Annotated in this window: 13 protein-coding genes; 7 read left to right on the top strand and 6 right to left on the bottom strand. The window is 54.4% G+C overall.

Annotated elements, in window-relative coordinates; all coding sequences use genetic code 11:
- The first annotated feature begins 100 nt into the window (after positions 1–100).
- From dapB to ACOTXL_RS09550, 4 genes are all read left to right on the top strand, one after another.
- Entirely contained in the window at positions 101–922 is an 822-nt protein-coding gene (gene dapB, locus ACOTXL_RS09535; RefSeq protein ID WP_032608474.1) for a 4-hydroxy-tetrahydrodipicolinate reductase, read from the top strand.
- A 454-nt stretch (positions 923–1376) separates the two neighbouring features.
- Complete coding sequence (gene carA, locus ACOTXL_RS09540; RefSeq protein WP_045350422.1) at positions 1377–2525, top strand: glutamine-hydrolyzing carbamoyl-phosphate synthase small subunit; 1149 nt, start codon at positions 1377–1379, stop codon at positions 2523–2525.
- An 18-nt stretch (positions 2526–2543) separates the two neighbouring features.
- Positions 2544–5768, top strand: a complete 3225-nt coding sequence (gene carB / locus ACOTXL_RS09545) for a carbamoyl-phosphate synthase large subunit (protein WP_023315370.1) — start codon at positions 2544–2546, stop codon at positions 5766–5768.
- Between the two features lie 140 nt (positions 5769–5908).
- A complete protein-coding gene (locus tag ACOTXL_RS09550) occupies positions 5909–6142 on the top strand; it encodes a YgdI/YgdR family lipoprotein (RefSeq protein WP_003856439.1) in 234 nt (77 codons plus the stop codon).
- Between the two features lie 48 nt (positions 6143–6190).
- Here the strand turns inward: ACOTXL_RS09550 and ACOTXL_RS09555 are convergent, their stop codons facing one another.
- A complete protein-coding gene (locus ACOTXL_RS09555) occupies positions 6191–9112 on the bottom strand; it encodes an autotransporter outer membrane beta-barrel domain-containing protein (protein ID WP_080338184.1) in 2922 nt (973 codons plus the stop codon).
- A 374-nt stretch (positions 9113–9486) separates the two neighbouring features.
- Between ACOTXL_RS09555 and kefF the strand changes: the two genes are divergently transcribed.
- From kefF to folA, 3 genes are all read left to right on the top strand, one after another.
- Positions 9487–10017, top strand: coding sequence for a glutathione-regulated potassium-efflux system oxidoreductase KefF (kefF, locus tag ACOTXL_RS09560; protein WP_003856435.1), 531 nt, complete (start codon positions 9487–9489; stop codon positions 10015–10017).
- Positions 10010–11875 carry a glutathione-regulated potassium-efflux system protein KefC gene (gene kefC / locus ACOTXL_RS09565; protein WP_003856433.1) on the top strand — a complete coding sequence of 622 codons (1866 nt, stop codon included), beginning with the start codon at positions 10010–10012 and terminating at the stop codon, positions 11873–11875. The genes kefF and kefC overlap by 8 nt, the downstream gene beginning before the upstream one ends.
- 114 nt (positions 11876–11989) lie before the next feature.
- Positions 11990–12469 (top strand): type 3 dihydrofolate reductase, encoded by a 480-nt coding sequence (gene folA, locus ACOTXL_RS09570; protein ID WP_003856431.1) that lies wholly within the window; start codon positions 11990–11992, stop codon positions 12467–12469.
- A gap of 39 nt (positions 12470–12508) precedes the next feature.
- Here the strand turns inward: folA and apaH are convergent, their stop codons facing one another.
- Genes apaH through surA form a run of 5 tightly spaced genes read right to left on the bottom strand, consistent with a single transcriptional unit; the run spans position 12509 to position 16833 of the window.
- Positions 12509–13357: a bis(5'-nucleosyl)-tetraphosphatase (symmetrical) ApaH gene (apaH, locus tag ACOTXL_RS09575; RefSeq protein WP_410031823.1), complete on the bottom strand. Its 849-nt coding sequence runs from the start codon at positions 13355–13357 to the stop codon at positions 12509–12511.
- Positions 13358–13361: 4 nt separating this feature from the next.
- Positions 13362–13739 (bottom strand): Co2+/Mg2+ efflux protein ApaG, encoded by a 378-nt coding sequence (apaG, locus tag ACOTXL_RS09580; RefSeq protein ID WP_003856425.1) that lies wholly within the window; start codon positions 13737–13739, stop codon positions 13362–13364.
- Positions 13740–13742: 3 nt separating this feature from the next.
- Complete coding sequence (gene rsmA, locus ACOTXL_RS09585; protein ID WP_003856423.1) at positions 13743–14564, bottom strand: 16S rRNA (adenine(1518)-N(6)/adenine(1519)-N(6))-dimethyltransferase RsmA; 822 nt, start codon at positions 14562–14564, stop codon at positions 13743–13745.
- Complete coding sequence (gene pdxA / locus ACOTXL_RS09590; RefSeq protein WP_003856419.1) at positions 14561–15547, bottom strand: 4-hydroxythreonine-4-phosphate dehydrogenase PdxA; 987 nt, start codon at positions 15545–15547, stop codon at positions 14561–14563. The genes rsmA and pdxA overlap by 4 nt, the downstream gene beginning before the upstream one ends.
- Entirely contained in the window at positions 15547–16833 is a 1287-nt protein-coding gene (gene surA, locus ACOTXL_RS09595; protein ID WP_003856417.1) for a peptidylprolyl isomerase SurA, read from the bottom strand. The genes pdxA and surA overlap by 1 nt, the downstream gene beginning before the upstream one ends.
- Positions 16834–16877: the final 44 nt, after the last annotated feature.

Consider the following 16877-nt stretch of genomic DNA (forward strand, 5'->3'; position numbering starts at 1 on the left):
TCACGTTAAATTCTAATTATCGGTGTTTTCAGTTGGCAGGCTTTGCCAAGGCTGGTTAATCTGAAAACGGTTTACATCATTTTAACGTAAGAGAATAACTATGCATGATGCACAGATCCGCGTTGCTATTGCGGGCGCGGGTGGACGTATGGGTCGCCAGCTGATTCAGGCGGCACTACAGATGGATGGCGTGGCACTCGGCGCGGCGCTGGAGCGTGAGGGTTCATCCCTGCTGGGAGCCGATGCAGGCGAACTGGCGGGCGCGGGCAAGACAGGCGTAACCGTACAGAGCAGCCTTGAGGCAGTGAAAGAAGACTTTGATGTGTTCATCGACTTTACCCGTCCGGAAGGCACGCTGGCTCATCTGGCGTTTTGCCGTCAGCACGGTAAAGGGATGGTGATTGGTACCACTGGTTTCGATGATGCCGGTAAACAGGCCATTCAGGACGCAGCCACCGACATTGCGATTGTCTTCGCTGCGAACTTTAGCGTCGGCGTTAACGTCATGCTGAAACTGCTGGAAAAGGCAGCGAAGGTGATGGGAAATTATACCGACATTGAGATTGTTGAAGCACACCACCGCTATAAAGTTGATGCTCCATCAGGCACGGCGCTGGCGATGGGCGAAGCGATTGCTCATGCACTTGATAAAGATTTAAAAGAGTGCGCGGTCTATACCCGTGAAGGACATACCGGCGAACGCGTGCCCGGGACAATTGGTTTCGCAACCGTTCGTGCAGGCGATATCGTCGGTGAACATACGGCGATGTTCGCCGATATTGGCGAACGTGTTGAGATTACCCACAAAGCGTCAAGCCGCATGACGTTTGCGAATGGTGCAGTTCGCGCCGCTTTGTGGCTTAACGCGAAGGAAAAGGGTCTTTTTGATATGCGAGATGTGCTTGATCTCAATAATTTGTAAGCGATATTACCCATCGTGATGTGGTTATTGCAGTCGTAATTACTTGATTGCATGGGGCAATAATTTATTGCCCTCTTATTTTATCCGTTTTAGATTAAAAATAACGCTTAGGCGGTATAAATCTTATTGATATGCCATTTTTCTGTGAAATATATGTAAATTTTGACCATCTGGTCCACTTTTTGTCATCCACCTCCTTAAAATTCTAACAAACCTGTCGCGCAAGCGTTTTCCGGAATGATTTACCTGATCTTTTTGCCCATTAAATCCCATTCCAGATGCCAGACTTGCAAAAGAATAAACAAAACTCCCGTTTTAAGTTGACTTTTACATGGCAAATCCCCAGAATGCCGCCGTTTGCCAAAAATCCGCTGGCAACACATTTGCATTGATCCATGACATGGTTATGAATTAATATGCAAATAAAGTGAGTGAATATTCTCTGGAGGGTGTTTTGATTAAGTCAGCGCTATTGGTTCTGGAAGACGGAACCCAGTTTATCGGTCGGGCCATAGGGGCAACGGGTTCGGCGGTTGGGGAAGTCGTTTTCAATACTTCAATGACCGGTTATCAAGAAATCCTCACTGATCCTTCCTATTCTCGCCAAATCGTTACTCTTACTTATCCTCATATCGGCAATGTCGGCACCAATGCGGCTGACGAAGAATCCTCTCAGGTACATGCGCAAGGCCTGGTCATTCGCGACCTGCCGTTGATTGCCAGCAACTTCCGCAACACCGAAGACCTCTCTTCTTACCTGAAGCGCCATAACATTGTGGCGATTGCCGATATCGATACCCGTAAGCTGACGCGTCTGCTGCGCGAGAAGGGCGCACAAAACGGTTGTGTCATCGCAGGGGATAACCTCGATGCGACGCTGGCGCTGGAAAAAGCGAAAGCCTTCCCGGGTCTGAACGGTATGGACCTGGCGAAAGAAGTGACCACGGCGGAAGCCTACAGCTGGACGCAGGGTAGCTGGACGCTGGAAGGCGACCTGCCGGAAGCGAAACCGGAAAGCGAGCTGCCGTTCCACGTGGTGGCCTACGATTTTGGCGCCAAGCGCAACATCCTGCGTATGCTGGTTGACCGTGGCTGCCGCCTGACGGTCGTCCCGGCACAAACGTCTGCGGAAGATGTTCTGAAGATGAACCCGGACGGCATCTTCCTCTCTAACGGTCCTGGCGACCCGGCGCCGTGCGACTACGCTATCGACGCCATCAAGTCCTTCCTTGAAACCGATATCCCGGTATTCGGCATCTGTCTCGGCCATCAGCTGCTGGCGCTGGCGAGCGGAGCGAACACCGTCAAGATGAAGTTCGGCCACCACGGTGGTAACCACCCGGTGAAAGATATCGACAACAACACGGTGATGATCACCGCGCAGAACCACGGCTTCGCTGTGGATGAAGCGACGATGCCGGCTAACCTGCGCGTGACGCACAAATCACTGTTCGATGGTACCTTGCAGGGTATCCATCGTACCGATAAGCCTGCGTTCAGCTTCCAGGGCCACCCTGAAGCCAGCCCGGGCCCACACGATGCCGCACCGCTGTTCGATCACTTCATCGAACTTATTGAGCAATACCGTAAGATCGCTAAATAATCAGGAGCTGAGAAGACCATGCCAAAACGTACAGACATAAAAAGCATCCTGATCCTTGGCGCTGGCCCGATTGTCATCGGCCAGGCCTGTGAATTTGACTACTCTGGCGCGCAGGCGTGTAAAGCCCTGCGTGAAGAGGGTTACCGCGTCATTCTGGTGAACTCTAACCCGGCCACCATCATGACCGACCCGGAAATGGCGGATGCGACCTACATCGAGCCAATTCACTGGGAAGTGGTACGCAAAATTATCGAGAAAGAGCGTCCGGACGCGGTGCTGCCGACCATGGGCGGCCAGACGGCGCTGAACTGTGCGCTGGAGCTGGAGCGTCAGGGCGTGCTGGAAGAGTTCGGCGTGACCATGATCGGTGCGACCGCCGACGCGATTGATAAAGCAGAAGACCGTCGCCGCTTCGACGTGGCAATGAAAAAAATTGGCCTTGATACCGCGCGTTCCGGTATCGCGCACAATATGGAAGAAGCGCTGGCCGTTGCGGCTGAAGTGGGCTATCCGTGCATCATCCGTCCATCGTTCACCATGGGCGGCACCGGCGGCGGCATTGCCTACAACCGCGAAGAGTTTGAAGAGATTTGTGAGCGCGGCCTGGATCTCTCCCCAACCAAAGAGCTGCTGATTGATGAATCGCTGATTGGCTGGAAAGAGTACGAGATGGAAGTGGTGCGTGATAAAAACGACAACTGCATCATCGTCTGCTCCATCGAAAACTTTGACGCGATGGGGATCCACACCGGCGACTCTATCACCGTTGCGCCAGCTCAGACGCTGACCGACAAAGAGTACCAAATCATGCGTAACGCCTCGATGGCGGTACTGCGTGAAATCGGCGTGGAAACCGGCGGCTCTAACGTGCAGTTCTCGGTGAACCCGAAAACCGGCCGTCTGATTGTTATCGAAATGAACCCGCGCGTGTCCCGTTCCTCCGCGCTGGCCTCCAAAGCCACCGGCTTCCCGATTGCGAAGGTGGCGGCGAAACTGGCGGTGGGTTACACCCTTGACGAGCTGATGAACGACATCACCGGTGGCCGCACCCCTGCGTCCTTCGAACCGTCCATCGACTACGTTGTGACTAAAATTCCTCGCTTTAACTTCGAGAAATTCGCCGGCGCCAACGACCGTCTGACCACCCAGATGAAATCTGTTGGTGAAGTCATGGCGATTGGCCGCACGCAGCAGGAATCCCTGCAAAAAGCGCTGCGTGGCCTGGAAGTGGGCGCGACCGGCTTTGACCCGAAAGTCAGCCTGGACGACCCGGAAGCGCTGACCAAAATCCGCCGTGAGCTGAAAGACGCGGGCGCAGAGCGTATCTGGTACATCGCCGATGCCTTCCGCGCGGGCCTGTCCGTCGACGGTGTATTTAACCTGACTAACATTGACCGCTGGTTCCTGGTGCAGATTGAAGAGCTGGTGCGTCTGGAAGAGAAAGTGGCGGAGCTGGGCATCAACGGCCTGGACGCTGACTTCCTGCGTATGCTGAAGCGTAAAGGCTTCGCCGATGCGCGTCTGGCTAAACTGGCGGGCGTGCGCGAAGCGGAGATCCGCAAGCTGCGCGACCAGTATGACCTGCATCCGGTTTACAAGCGCGTGGACACCTGTGCGGCAGAGTTCTCGACCGATACCGCGTACATGTACTCCACCTATGAAGACGAGTGCGAAGCGAACCCGTCCGTCGACCGCGACAAGATTATGGTGCTGGGCGGCGGCCCAAACCGTATCGGCCAGGGCATCGAGTTTGACTACTGCTGCGTACACGCCTCTCTGGCGCTGCGCGAAGACGGTTACGAGACCATCATGGTCAACTGTAACCCGGAAACCGTCTCGACCGACTACGATACCTCCGACCGCCTCTACTTCGAGCCGGTTACCCTGGAAGACGTGCTGGAAATCGTGCGCATCGAGAAGCCAAAAGGCGTGATCGTGCAGTACGGCGGCCAGACTCCGCTGAAGCTGGCGCGCGCGCTGGAAGCAGCAGGTGTACCGGTTATCGGCACCAGCCCGGATGCGATTGACCGTGCGGAAGACCGCGAGCGTTTCCAGCAGGCGGTTGACCGTCTCAAGCTGAAACAGCCGGCGAACGCCACCGTGACCGCGATTGAAATGGCCGTTGAGAAAGCGAAAGAGATCGGCTACCCGCTGGTGGTGCGTCCATCCTACGTACTGGGCGGCCGCGCGATGGAAATCGTCTACGACGAAGCGGACCTGCGTCGCTACTTCCAGACGGCGGTGAGCGTTTCCAACGATGCGCCAGTGCTGCTCGACCGCTTCCTCGACGACGCGGTTGAAGTCGACGTGGATGCCATCTGCGACGGCGAAATGGTGCTGATTGGCGGCATCATGGAGCACATCGAGCAGGCGGGCGTGCACTCGGGTGACTCCGCCTGTTCTCTGCCAGCGTATACCCTGAGCCAGGAGATTCAGGACGTGATGCGCCAGCAGGTGCAGAAGCTGGCCTTCGAGCTTCAGGTTCGCGGCCTGATGAACGTTCAGTTCGCGGTAAAAGACAACGAAGTCTATCTGATTGAAGTCAACCCGCGTGCGGCGCGTACCGTACCGTTTGTCTCTAAAGCGACCGGTATTCCGCTGGCGAAAGTGGCGGCGCGCGTGATGGCTGGCCAGACGCTGGCTCAGCAGGGCGTCACGAAAGAAATCATCCCGCCGTACTACTCGGTGAAAGAGGTGGTGCTGCCGTTCAACAAATTCCCGGGCGTTGACCCGCTGTTAGGGCCAGAGATGCGCTCTACCGGGGAAGTAATGGGCGTGGGCCGCACCTTCGCAGAAGCGTTTGCGAAAGCGCAGCTGGGCAGTAGCTCCACCATGAGAAAATCTGGCCGTGCGCTGCTCTCCGTTCGCGAAGGCGATAAAGAGCGCGTGGTTGACCTGGCCGCCAAGCTGCTGAAACAGGGCTTCGAGCTGGACGCCACTCACGGTACGGCGATTGTGTTGGGTGAAGCGGGTATCAACCCGCGTCTGGTGAACAAAGTGCATGAAGGTCGTCCGCACATTCAGGATCGTATCAAGAATGGCGAATATACCTACATCATCAACACCACCGCAGGACGCCAGGCGATTGAAGACTCCAAGCTGATTCGCCGCAGCGCGCTGCAATACAAAGTGCACTACGACACCACCCTGAACGGCGGTTTCGCAACAGCGATGGCGCTGAATGCGGATGCCACCGAGAAGGTGATTTCGGTGCAGGAAATGCACGCGCAGATTAGCAAGTAACCCCCATTGCCCGGTACCGTTCGGTTACCGGGCAATTTTCCCATCTTAAGAACCTTCTGGTTTTTCATCCGCTTTCAGTCAGTTAGCCTAAAATAGTTAGGTCGATAACGAAAATTCAACTGAGAGCAGGGGAAAACACCATGCAAAATAAACTACTGATCGCTTCCGTTCTGGCTGCCACCGCAATGTTCACCGTGGCGGGCTGTTCGTCCAATCAGGCCGTAAAAACCACCGATGGCAAAACGATTGTTACTGACGGGAAACCGCAGGTGGATGACGATACCGGTCTCGTATCGTACAAAAACGCCGAAACCGGTCAAACTGAACAGATTAACCGTGACCAGGTTAAATCAATGGGTGAGCTGGATAACTAAAAAAAAGCAGTGGCACATGCCACTGCTTTTTTGCTTCAGAATGATCGATTACCACCGATGGTTTAACAAAATATGACCGCCGTATGCGGCATAGCTGTTTTCACCCCATTCGCCGCTGGCTCGCAGGGAGATTGTCGTGGTTTCGTTCAGGTTGCCGGTTACGCCCAGCTCTAACTGACCACGATCTTCCGGCGTATCGTTGCTGACGGTCTCGTCGTTGAATGCCAGATCGTTTTGACCAGCACCTTTCAACCAGTTAACCGCGACGTACGGCTGCCAGGCCTTGACGTCCTTCTGCTGGAAGTAGCTTGCTTTAACGCCGAGACGACCAAAGACGCTGTCGTTGTCCAGGGTAGTGACGCGTACGCCGTCGCGATCGGTATGATTTTCCTGATCGAGATAGCTGTAGATCACCTGCGCCTGCGGCTCGATCTTCCAGGTACGTTCATTTTCAGACTGGATAACCCACGCGTGGCCGACTTCAACAGACGCGGCGAAACCTTCGCTATCGTAGTCTTCGTCGTTGCGGTTGCTGGTGACTTTGTTGTTATACCAGCTGTATGCGGCCCAGGTATCAACGTAGCTGCCCAGACGTAATTTCTGATCTTCCTGCCAGGTGGCGTAAAGCCCAACATTGAAACCATCAACCTTACCCTGAGCGTCACGCACGTTGTGTTTCGCATCAGAGTGGGTCTTCGCCTGGCCTGCACCGAACATCCCGCCAGCACGCAGGATACCGTTATCCATTGGCTTGCTCATGAAATCGCTGCCGACTTGCAGTACGGTCGTGGTGGTGTCATAGCTGACTTTATCGCCACCCGCATCGTTCTCGTGATAGCGACCCTTAACGTACATCCAGGTGTTCAGGTCGTCTTCATTGCGGAAGGTGATCTGGTCGCGATCGTCACGTTTATGCAGGAACATGCCCTGTGCGGCAAGGTAGTTGCCTAAGTAAGCACCCACTTCAGGCGCCATGACTTCCGGCGCATTGTTACCGCCGTTGTCAGTGCTACCGCCGTTGTCGGTGTTGCCGCCGTTGTCAGTGTTACCGCCGTTGTCGGTGTTACCGCCGTTGTCGGTGTTACCGCCGTTATCGGTGTTACCGCCGTTATCGGTGTTGCCGCCGTTATCGGTGTTGCCGCCATCATCGGTATTTCCACCGTCATCGGTGTCGTCAGAAGGATCATCAGAAGGCGTCGCCTTTGATTCCAGATACCAGTTGCCGTCACTGTGCTGGTAGAGGTTATATTCCCAGGCGCCTGCGACGACCGGTTTTGCCAGCGTCAGTTGGGCTTCGGAACTGCCGCCGATGCTGACAATTTCCATACCGTTAATGGTTTGCGCGCCTGCGCCGCCAATGTTGGTAATGCTGACGCCGGACTGACCGAAGCTGCTGCCCGTAATAGTGAGGTGGTCAGTTGGTGAATTATCTTCACCCAGGGTGCTGTTCATCACAATCTGGCTACCGTCAGAGCCGGTGTAGTCGCCATTAATCGTAAAATTATTGCCAACGCTATTATCAGCCGCACTGAGTAACAGCGTACCACCATTAGTCACGTTGCCGTTGATGGTATCGACGCCGGAAGCGCTGAGCGTGGAGTTACCCTGGACGGCATTCCATGCCGCCAGCGTACCGCCGCTAAGAACCGCGATGTTGTTGTTCACTTCGCCTGCGGTGGCAAAGGTCGCGCCATTTTCAACGGTAACAGTGGCGTTACTGTCCTTGACGCCGAGCGTTGCGCCGGTGGAGACCAGCGTGGTGCCGCCGTGCAGAACCGTATCCCCTGTGTAGCTATTTTTGCCCGTCAGGGTCAGGGTGTTGGAGTCTACTTTTTCGACGTTACCGCTACCGGTCATGTCGGTGGCGAAAGTGAAATCGCTACCCTGATTGAAAATGACGGTACCGTTGTTGGTGATCCCACCGCTGAGCGTCGCAGTTTTTTCGCCATCGCCCAGTTGCAGCGAGGCGTCTTTGGCCACCCGCGTATTACCGGTGTTGGATACTTCGCCCGCCAGGGTTAACGCGCCCTTGTCTATCATCAAGGAGTCGCCAGAGCCAATAATGTCAATATCGCCCGACAGCGCCCAGTTTTCGCCGTTCATTGTGACGCTGGCAAAACCGTCCCCTTCATTCAGACCCACAAAATTGCTGTCTTCTGTACCGGTGCCGATCAGAGTGAGGGTGTTTCCCGTGGAATTGGTGGAAATAACGTCACCGACAAGGACGGAACCCGTATCAAGCACCAGCGTGTTATTTTTATTGCTGGCAAAAATAATAGCGGCTGTATTACCACTAATCGTTCCGCTATTCTTGATATCCAATTTTGCAGTATCTTTTACATTGATACCGTTCTCGGTTCCCTGCACAAGGGCACTGTTAGTAAGCTTGGTGTTGCCATTAGTTGCCGTAATAGCATCACCATTTGTACCGATAATTGCGCCACTGTTATTAATGCCAATACCATACCGAGTACTTAGACCCGTTTTTCCTTTTATCATTCCGGTGCTGGTATTGATAATGTTTACTGCGGAAGAGTTTTCGCCGACAAACATGCCATTTTCCGCACCGATAATATTTCCACTGTTATTAAAATCACCGAGCATTGACTGAATATTAACAGCATTCGCGGTGGTGGAGGAAATGGTTGCACCGATGTCGTTATTAATTAAAATGCGCTGTTCACCAGTATTAATATCCAGGCCATTTCCCGTGCCAGAAATATTGCCATAATTAGTGGTAGTAGTGGTAGTAAACCCAGTGACAGACACCGCCGCTTCACTACCCGCGGAGGATATCGTCACGTCTTTATTAATAACATATTCAGCATCGGCTGAAAAATCTTGAGGGACTGAGGTTGATTGATCAATGATTGCAGAAAATGCAACCGCGGGGGTGCATATCAACAAAGCAGGAAATATCTTCCCTAGAGTTTTGGTTGTATTATTTAATTTGAAGAATTTTTTGCTCATGTACACATCCATTTGAGTGAGAAGGAACATCAGATAACGTGTGTAAAACGTATATTGACTATCTTTAAGGTTGAGCTCAAAACAAAAAAGCATAAAATTATTATTTTTTCAATGAGTTATGTACAGGTTGATTTATTAAAATATGACTTAAGATAATCTAAAAATATTCGTTAAAAATATGAGTCTGCATAATCATTTTGCAGGGTTAATTCGTCGCTAGCGTGGTGCTCCTTCTTTCGCGTCAGTCGCGTTTGTATGGCGACAAAGGTTGCCAATCCTTGCGATTTGCTTTGAAGCGGTCGTTAGCCTCTTTCAGTTGGGGGGGGAACTGTCTACACTCATTGCTACAAGAAAAGCAGAAGACAGGCATATTCATGGTTCTGATAATTTATGCGCACCCCTATCCGCAGCATTCGCATGCGAATAAGCGGATGCTTGAGCAGGCAAGGACGCTCGAAAACGTAGAGATACGTTCCCTCTATCAACTCTATCCTGATTTTAATATCGATGTCGCCGCCGAACAGGAGGCGCTCTCTCGTGCCGATTTGATCGTCTGGCAGCATCCGATGCAGTGGTACAGCACCCCTCCGCTGCTGAAATTGTGGATCGACAAAGTTTTCTCCCACGGTTGGGCATACGGACACAACGGCAACGCGCTTCATGGCAAAAGCCTGATGTGGGCTGTTACCACCGGCGGGGGGGAAAGCCATTTTGAGATTGGCGCCTTCCCCGGATTTGACGTGCTGGCGCAGCCGCTCCAGGCTACTGCCCTTTACTGCGGTCTGAACTGGCTTCCGCCTTTTGCGATGCACTGTACCTTTGTCTGCGACGATGAAACCTTGCAGGCGCAGGCTCGTCACTACAAACAACGCTTACTTGAGTGGCAGGAGACGCACAATGGATAGCCATACGCTGATACAGGCGCTGATTTATCTTGGCGCGGCGGCATTAATTGTGCCCGTGGCGGTTCGTCTGGGGCTGGGCTCGGTGCTCGGCTATCTGATTGCCGGGTGTGTAATTGGCCCCTGGGGTTTTCGGCTGGTGACGGATGCCGAGTCGATCCTGCATTTTGCGGAGATCGGCGTGGTGCTTATGCTGTTCGTGATTGGCCTGGAGCTGGATCCGCAGCGGCTGTGGAAACTGCGCGCCTCGGTGTTTGGCGGAGGCGCTCTGCAAATGCTGGCCTGCGGTCTGCTGTTGGGCGGGTTCTGCATTCTGCTCGGGATGGAGTGGAAAGTCGCGGAGTTGATCGGCATGACGCTGGCGCTCTCCTCGACGGCTATTGCCATGCAGGCTATGAACGAGCGTAACCTGACGGTGTCGCAAATGGGGCGCAGCACCTTCTCCGTACTGTTGTTCCAGGATATTGCTGCCATCCCGCTGGTGGCGATGATCCCGCTGCTGGCAACCAGCGGCGCATCAACGACGCTGGGGGCATTTGCCTTATCAGCGCTGAAGGTTGTTGGTGCGCTGGCGCTGGTTGTTCTGCTTGGTCGCTACGTAACGCGTCCGCTGCTGCGCTTTGTTGCTCGCTCTGGCCTGCGCGAAGTCTTCAGCGCCGTTGCGTTATTCCTGGTGTTTGGTTTTGGATTGCTGCTTGAAGAGGCCGGGCTGTCGATGGCAATGGGCGCCTTCCTCGCGGGGGTCTTACTGGCTAGCTCCGAATACCGTCACGCGCTGGAAAGCGATATCGAGCCGTTTAAAGGATTGCTGCTGGGGCTGTTTTTCATCGGCGTCGGGATGTCTATCGACTTCGGGACGCTGGTGACCCATCCGCTGCGCATCATCATTCTGCTGGTAGGTTTCCTGGTCATTAAAATGGCGATGCTGTGGCTGATCGCCCGCCCGTTAAACGTGCCAAAACCGCAGCGCCGCTGGTTTGCCGTGCTGCTGGGGCAGGGGAGTGAGTTTGCTTTCGTGGTCTTTGGCGCAGCGCAGATGGCAAATGTACTCGATCCGGAATGGGCAAAAGCGCTGACGCTGGCGGTTGCGCTGTCGATGGCCGCAACGCCGATCCTGCTGGTGTTGCTGACGCGTCTGGAAAAAACGGGAAGCGAACAGGAACGAGAAGCCGATGAGATCGACGAGGAGCAGCCGCGGGTGATCATCGCCGGATTTGGCCGCTTCGGGCAGATTACCGGCCGTTTACTGCTCTCCAGCGGAGTCAAAATGGTTATCCTCGATCACGATCCTGACCATGTGGATACGCTGCGTAAATTCGATATGAAAGTATTTTACGGTGATGCGACCCGGGTTGATCTTCTGGAATCCGCCGGCGCGGCGAAGGCCGAGGTGCTGATTAACGCCATCGACGATCCAGAGACCAGTATGCAGATGGTTGAGCTGGTCAAAGAGCATTTTCCGCATCTGACCATTATCTCTCGTGCGCGCGATGTGGATCATTACATCCAGCTCCGTCAGGCGGGTGTGGCAGCCCCTGAACGTGAAACCTTCGAAGGGGCGCTCAAATCTGGCCGCATGGCGCTGGAAAGCCTGGGACTTGGCGCGTATGAAGCGCGTGAGCGTGCCGATTTATTCCGCCGTTTTAACCATGAGATGGTGGAAGAGATGGTGGCGATGGCGAGCAGTACGGCAACCGAACGCGCTGCGGTGTTTAAACGCACCAGCACCATGCTGACGGAGATCATCAACGAGGATCGTAATCACCTGTCGCTGGTTCAGCGCCACGGCTGGCAAGGAACGGAAGAGGGCAAGCATACCGGTGATCCTGAGGATGAACCGGAGAGTAAACCCTCTGCGTGAAGTGGAGTTGCCAGCAATATTAAAAAATTTCTAATTCTTTACCCTGCCGCCAGTCGACGAAAGATTAAGCTTTCCGTATAGTGGCGGCAATTTTTTGCATCCGGGAAATTTTCAATGATCAGTCTGATTGCAGCGCTGGCGGTAGACCGCGTTATCGGCATGGAAAACGCCATGCCGTGGAACCTGCCTGCCGATCTCGCATGGTTTAAACGTACTACGTTAAACAAGCCGGTAGTGATGGGCCGCCTGACCTGGGAGTCGATTGGTCGTCCATTGCCGGGTCGTAAGAATATTGTGATCAGTAGCCAGCCGGGCACTGACGATCGCGTGCAGTGGGTTAAGTCCGTTGATGAAGCCATTGCCGCCTGCGGCGATGCCGAAGAGATCATGGTGATCGGCGGCGGGCGTGTGTATGAGCAGTTCCTGCCAAAAGCGCAGAAACTGTATCTGACGCACATTGATGCGGAAGTGGAAGGGGATACCCATTTCCCGGATTACGATCCGGACGAGTGGGAGTCTGTATTCAGTGAGTTTCACGATGCGGATGCGCAAAACTCGCACAGCTACTGCTTCGAAATTCTGGAACGTCGTTAACGGTTTTATCCTCTCCTCGAAGGGAGAGGATAAACATCTTCAGGAGGCGACCGCCTCACCTTCGCCTAAGTCCAGCTGTCGGTTGGATGGCTGCACAAAGTAGGTCTTATCTTCCCAGCGTAAGCAGGTTAAATCCCCGCCCCAGCAGCATCCGGTATCCAGCGCGTAGATATTTTCCGGGGTGCCTTTTCCTTCCAGCGATGCCCAGTGCCCAAATACCACGCTATATTCGTTTGTCACGGGGCCCGGAATGGCAAACCACGGCTTAAGCGGCGCAGGCGCATTTTCCGGCGTATCTTTGCAATACATATCCAGCTGTCCGTTCGGGAAGCAGTAGCGCATGCGCGTAAAGGCATTGGTGATAAAACGCAGTCGCGCCAGGCCGCTGAGATCATCACTCCAGTTATTTGGCATGTCGCCGTACATCGCATCGAGGAAGAACGGGTAGGAGTCGCTCGCCAGCACCGCTTCGGTGTCGCGCGCGCAGGTTTTTGCCGTCTCAAGATCCCACTGAGGCGTGATGCCGGCATGCGCCATCACCAGTTTTTTCTCTTCGTCAATCTGTAGCAGCGGCTGGCGACGCAGCCAGTTGAGCAACTCATCGGCATCCGGCGCTTCCAGCAGGGGGGTAATGCGATCTTTCGGCTTATTACGGCTGATCCCGGCGTATACGGCCAGCAGATGCAGATCGTGGTTGCCCAGCACCATGCGCACGCTGTCGCCCAGCGATTTGACATAGCGGAGAACGTCCAGGGAACCGGGACCGCGCGCCACTAAGTCGCCCGTCAGCCAGAGCGTATCCTGCCCGGGGGTGAAGTCGACCTGTTTTAATAATGCGGTCAGTTCATCGTAGCAACCGTGAACGTCGCCAATCAGATATGTAGACATTAGATTAATGAATAAGTGTAGGTACGGCGAGACGGAATACGGGAATAGCAATGCGGAAAGCATTACCGTCGGCATCGACCATTTCGTAATGGCCCTGCATGGTACCCAGCGGCGTTTCAATTACCGCGCCGCTGGTGTACTGATACTCTTCGCCAGGGGCGATATGGGGTTGTTCACCGACCACACCTTCGCCCTGGACTTCAATTTCACGGCCATTGCCGTTGGTGATAAGCCAGTAGCGCCCGAGCAGTTGCACAGGCATCCGCCCCAGATTGCGAATGGTTACGGTATAAGCAAAGACAAAACGTTCTTCATCCGGTGTGGATTGGGACTCAATGTAGACGCTTTGAACCTGAACACAGACGCGGGGCGAATCAATCATGGCTTAGCTCTCCTTCGGCGGCGCATTGTCGCTGATGTAATTAGCCAGCTTGCAGTACTGCTCTACGGAAATATTTTCCGCACGCATTGCCGGGTCGATGCCCAACTCAGCTAATACGTCAACGGTAAACAGATTGCCAAGGCTGTTACGAATCGTTTTACGGCGCTGGTTAAAGGCTTCTGTCGTGATACGGCTCAGCACGCGCAGGTCTTTGACCGGGTACGGCATCGTTTTATGTGGCACCAGGCGCACAACCGCAGAATCTACCTTTGGCGGTGGCGTGAATGCGGAAGGCGGTACTTCTAATACCGGGATCACGTTGCAGTAATATTGCGCCATCACGCTTAAACGACCATACGCTTTACTGTTCGGCCCTGCAACCAGACGGTTAACGACCTCTTTTTGCAACATGAAGTGCATGTCGGCAATGGCATCAGTATAGCTAAACAGATGGAACATCAGCGGGGTGGAGATGTTGTACGGCAGGTTACCGAACACGCGCAGCGGCTGTCCCATTTTTTCTGACAGTTCGCCAAAGTTCATGGTCATCGCATCCTGCTGATAAATCGTCAGCTTCGGCCCGAGGAACGGGTGCGTTTGCAGACGCGCGGCCAGATCGCGGTCGAGTTCGATAACGGTCAGTTCGTCGAGGCGTTCGCCTACCGGCTCGGTCAGCGCGGCAAGTCCCGGGCCGATTTCGACCATGGCCTGACCTTTCTGCGGATTAATGGCAGAAACGATACTGTCGATCACAAACTGATCGTTGAGGAAGTTTTGCCCGAAGCGTTTACGGGCTAAGTGGCCCTGATGGACTCGATTAGTCATTGAGTATTAACAATCATTTTGATGGCGAGATTAAGCGCCGTAATAAAACTGCCGACATCCGCTTTTCCCTGGCCTGCCAGATCCAGCGCAGTACCGTGGTCAACGGACGTTCGAATAAAGGGTAAACCGAGGGTGATATTCACCCCGCGGCCAAAGCCCTGGTATTTTAGCACGGGCAGACCCTGATCGTGGTACATCGCGAGTACGGCGTCGGCATTATCCAGGTATTTGGGCTGGAAAAGGGTGTCGGCAGGCAGAGGCCCGCTGAGGTTCATCCCCTTCGCCCGCATCTCCTCAAGCACCGGAATGATGGTGTCTATCTCTTCGGTGCCCATATGTCCGCCTTCACCCGCGTGCGGATTCAGGCCGCAAACCAGCACATGCGGCTGCGGAATGCCGAATTTGGTTTGCAGATCGTGATGCAAAATGCCAATGATCTCACGCAGGAGTTCAGGCGTAATGGCATCCGGAATGGCTTTGATCGGCAGGTGCGTTGTTACCAGCGCAACGCGCATTGCTTCGGTTGCCAGCATCATCACCACTTTCGGGCTGTGCGAACGCTCTTCGAAAAATTCGGTATGCCCGGTAAACGGAATGCCCGCGTCATTGATCACGCCTTTATGCACCGGACCGGTGATCAGGGCGGCAAATTCGCCCTGAAGGCAACCGTCACAGGCGCGCGCCAGCGTCTCGACAACGTAGTGGCCGTTTTCGGTGTGTAACTCGCCGGGGACAACAGGCGCACGGAGCGGAACAGAAAGCAGGGTGAGAGTACCAGACTGCTGCGGTGCGGGCTGTTGGCCTTCAACGTAAGGGAGGAGCGTTAAAGGCAGACCGAGCAAAGCTGCCCGGTCTTGTAACAGTGTTGCATCTGCACAGACAACCAACTCTACCGGCCAGCTGCGCTGGGCGAGCTGAACCACCAGGTCAGGCCCAATCCCGGCGGGTTCGCCGGGGGTGATCACAACACGATGCGGTTTCATCAGTTGCTCAACACTTTCACGTAAGCGCTGGCGCGTTGTTCCTGCATCCAGGTTGCGGCTTCTTCAGAGAACTTACGGTTAAACAGCATGCGATACGCGCGGTCTTTCTGCGCCGCGTCGGTTTTATCCACGTTGCGCGTGTCCATCAGCTGGATCAGATGCCAGCCGAAGGAGGAGTGTACCGGCGCGCTCATCTGGCCTTTATTCAGCTTCATTAACGCATCGCGGAAAGCCGGATCGTAAATATCAGCGGCCGCCCAACCCAGGTCACCGCCCTGGTTTGCAGAGCCAGGATCCTGAGAGAACTCTTTTGCTGCTTTATCGAAGGTGGTTTTACCGCTCTTGATGTCTGCGGCGATCTGTTCCAGCTTCGCACGGGCCTGATCGTCAGTCATGATCGGAGACGGCTTAAGCAGGATATGACGCGCGTGAACTTCAGTAACCGAAATGTTCTGGCTCTGGCCGCGCAGGTCGTTCACTTTCAGAATGTGGAAGCCCACACCGGAACGGATTGGACCGACGATATCGCCTTTCTTCGCGGTGCTCAGCGCCTGGGCAAACAGGGATGGCAGCTCCTGAATACGCCCCCAGCCCATCTGGCCGCCTTTCAGCGCCTGCTGGTCAGCGGAATAGGTGATCGCCAGCTTGCCGAAGTCATCGCCATTACGCGCCTGCTCAACGATAGCGCGCGCCTGGCTTTCCGCCTCTGCCGCCTGATCGGAGGTTGGGTTTTCCGGCAGTGGGATCAGGATGTGGCTCAGGTTAAGCTCTGTGCTGGCATCATTCTGATTCCCCACCTGTTTGGCCAGGGCATCCACTTCCTGCGGCAGGATGGTGACGCGGCGACGGACTTCATTATTACGCACTTCTGAAATCAGCATCTCTTTACGGATCTGATTGCGGTAGGTGGCGTAGCTGATGCCGTCATAGGCGAGGCGGCTACGCATCTGGTCCGGGGTAATGTTGTTCTGCTTTGCAATGTTGGCGATCGCCTGATCGAGCTGCTCGTCAGAGATCTTCACACCCATTTTCTGGCCCATTTGCAGGACAATCTGATCCATGATCAGACGTTCCAGGATCTGGTGGCGCAGCGTAGCGTCATCCGGAAGTTGTTGACCTGCCTGGCCCGAGTTGAGCTTTACAGATTTCATCAAACCGTCAACGTCACTTTCAAGCACGACGCCGTTGTTAACCACAGCCGCGACTTTATCGACAACCTGTGGGGCCGCGAAGCTGGTATTCGCAACCATAGCGACACCGAGTAGCAGCGTTTTCCAGTTCTTCATACTTTTTCCATTTCAATTAACCGCAAAGCGGATTACGTTGTAAA

Source organism: Enterobacter cloacae complex sp. IR5402, from assembly GCF_049238125.1.
Lineage (GTDB): Bacteria > Pseudomonadota > Gammaproteobacteria > Enterobacterales > Enterobacteriaceae > Enterobacter > Enterobacter hormaechei_C.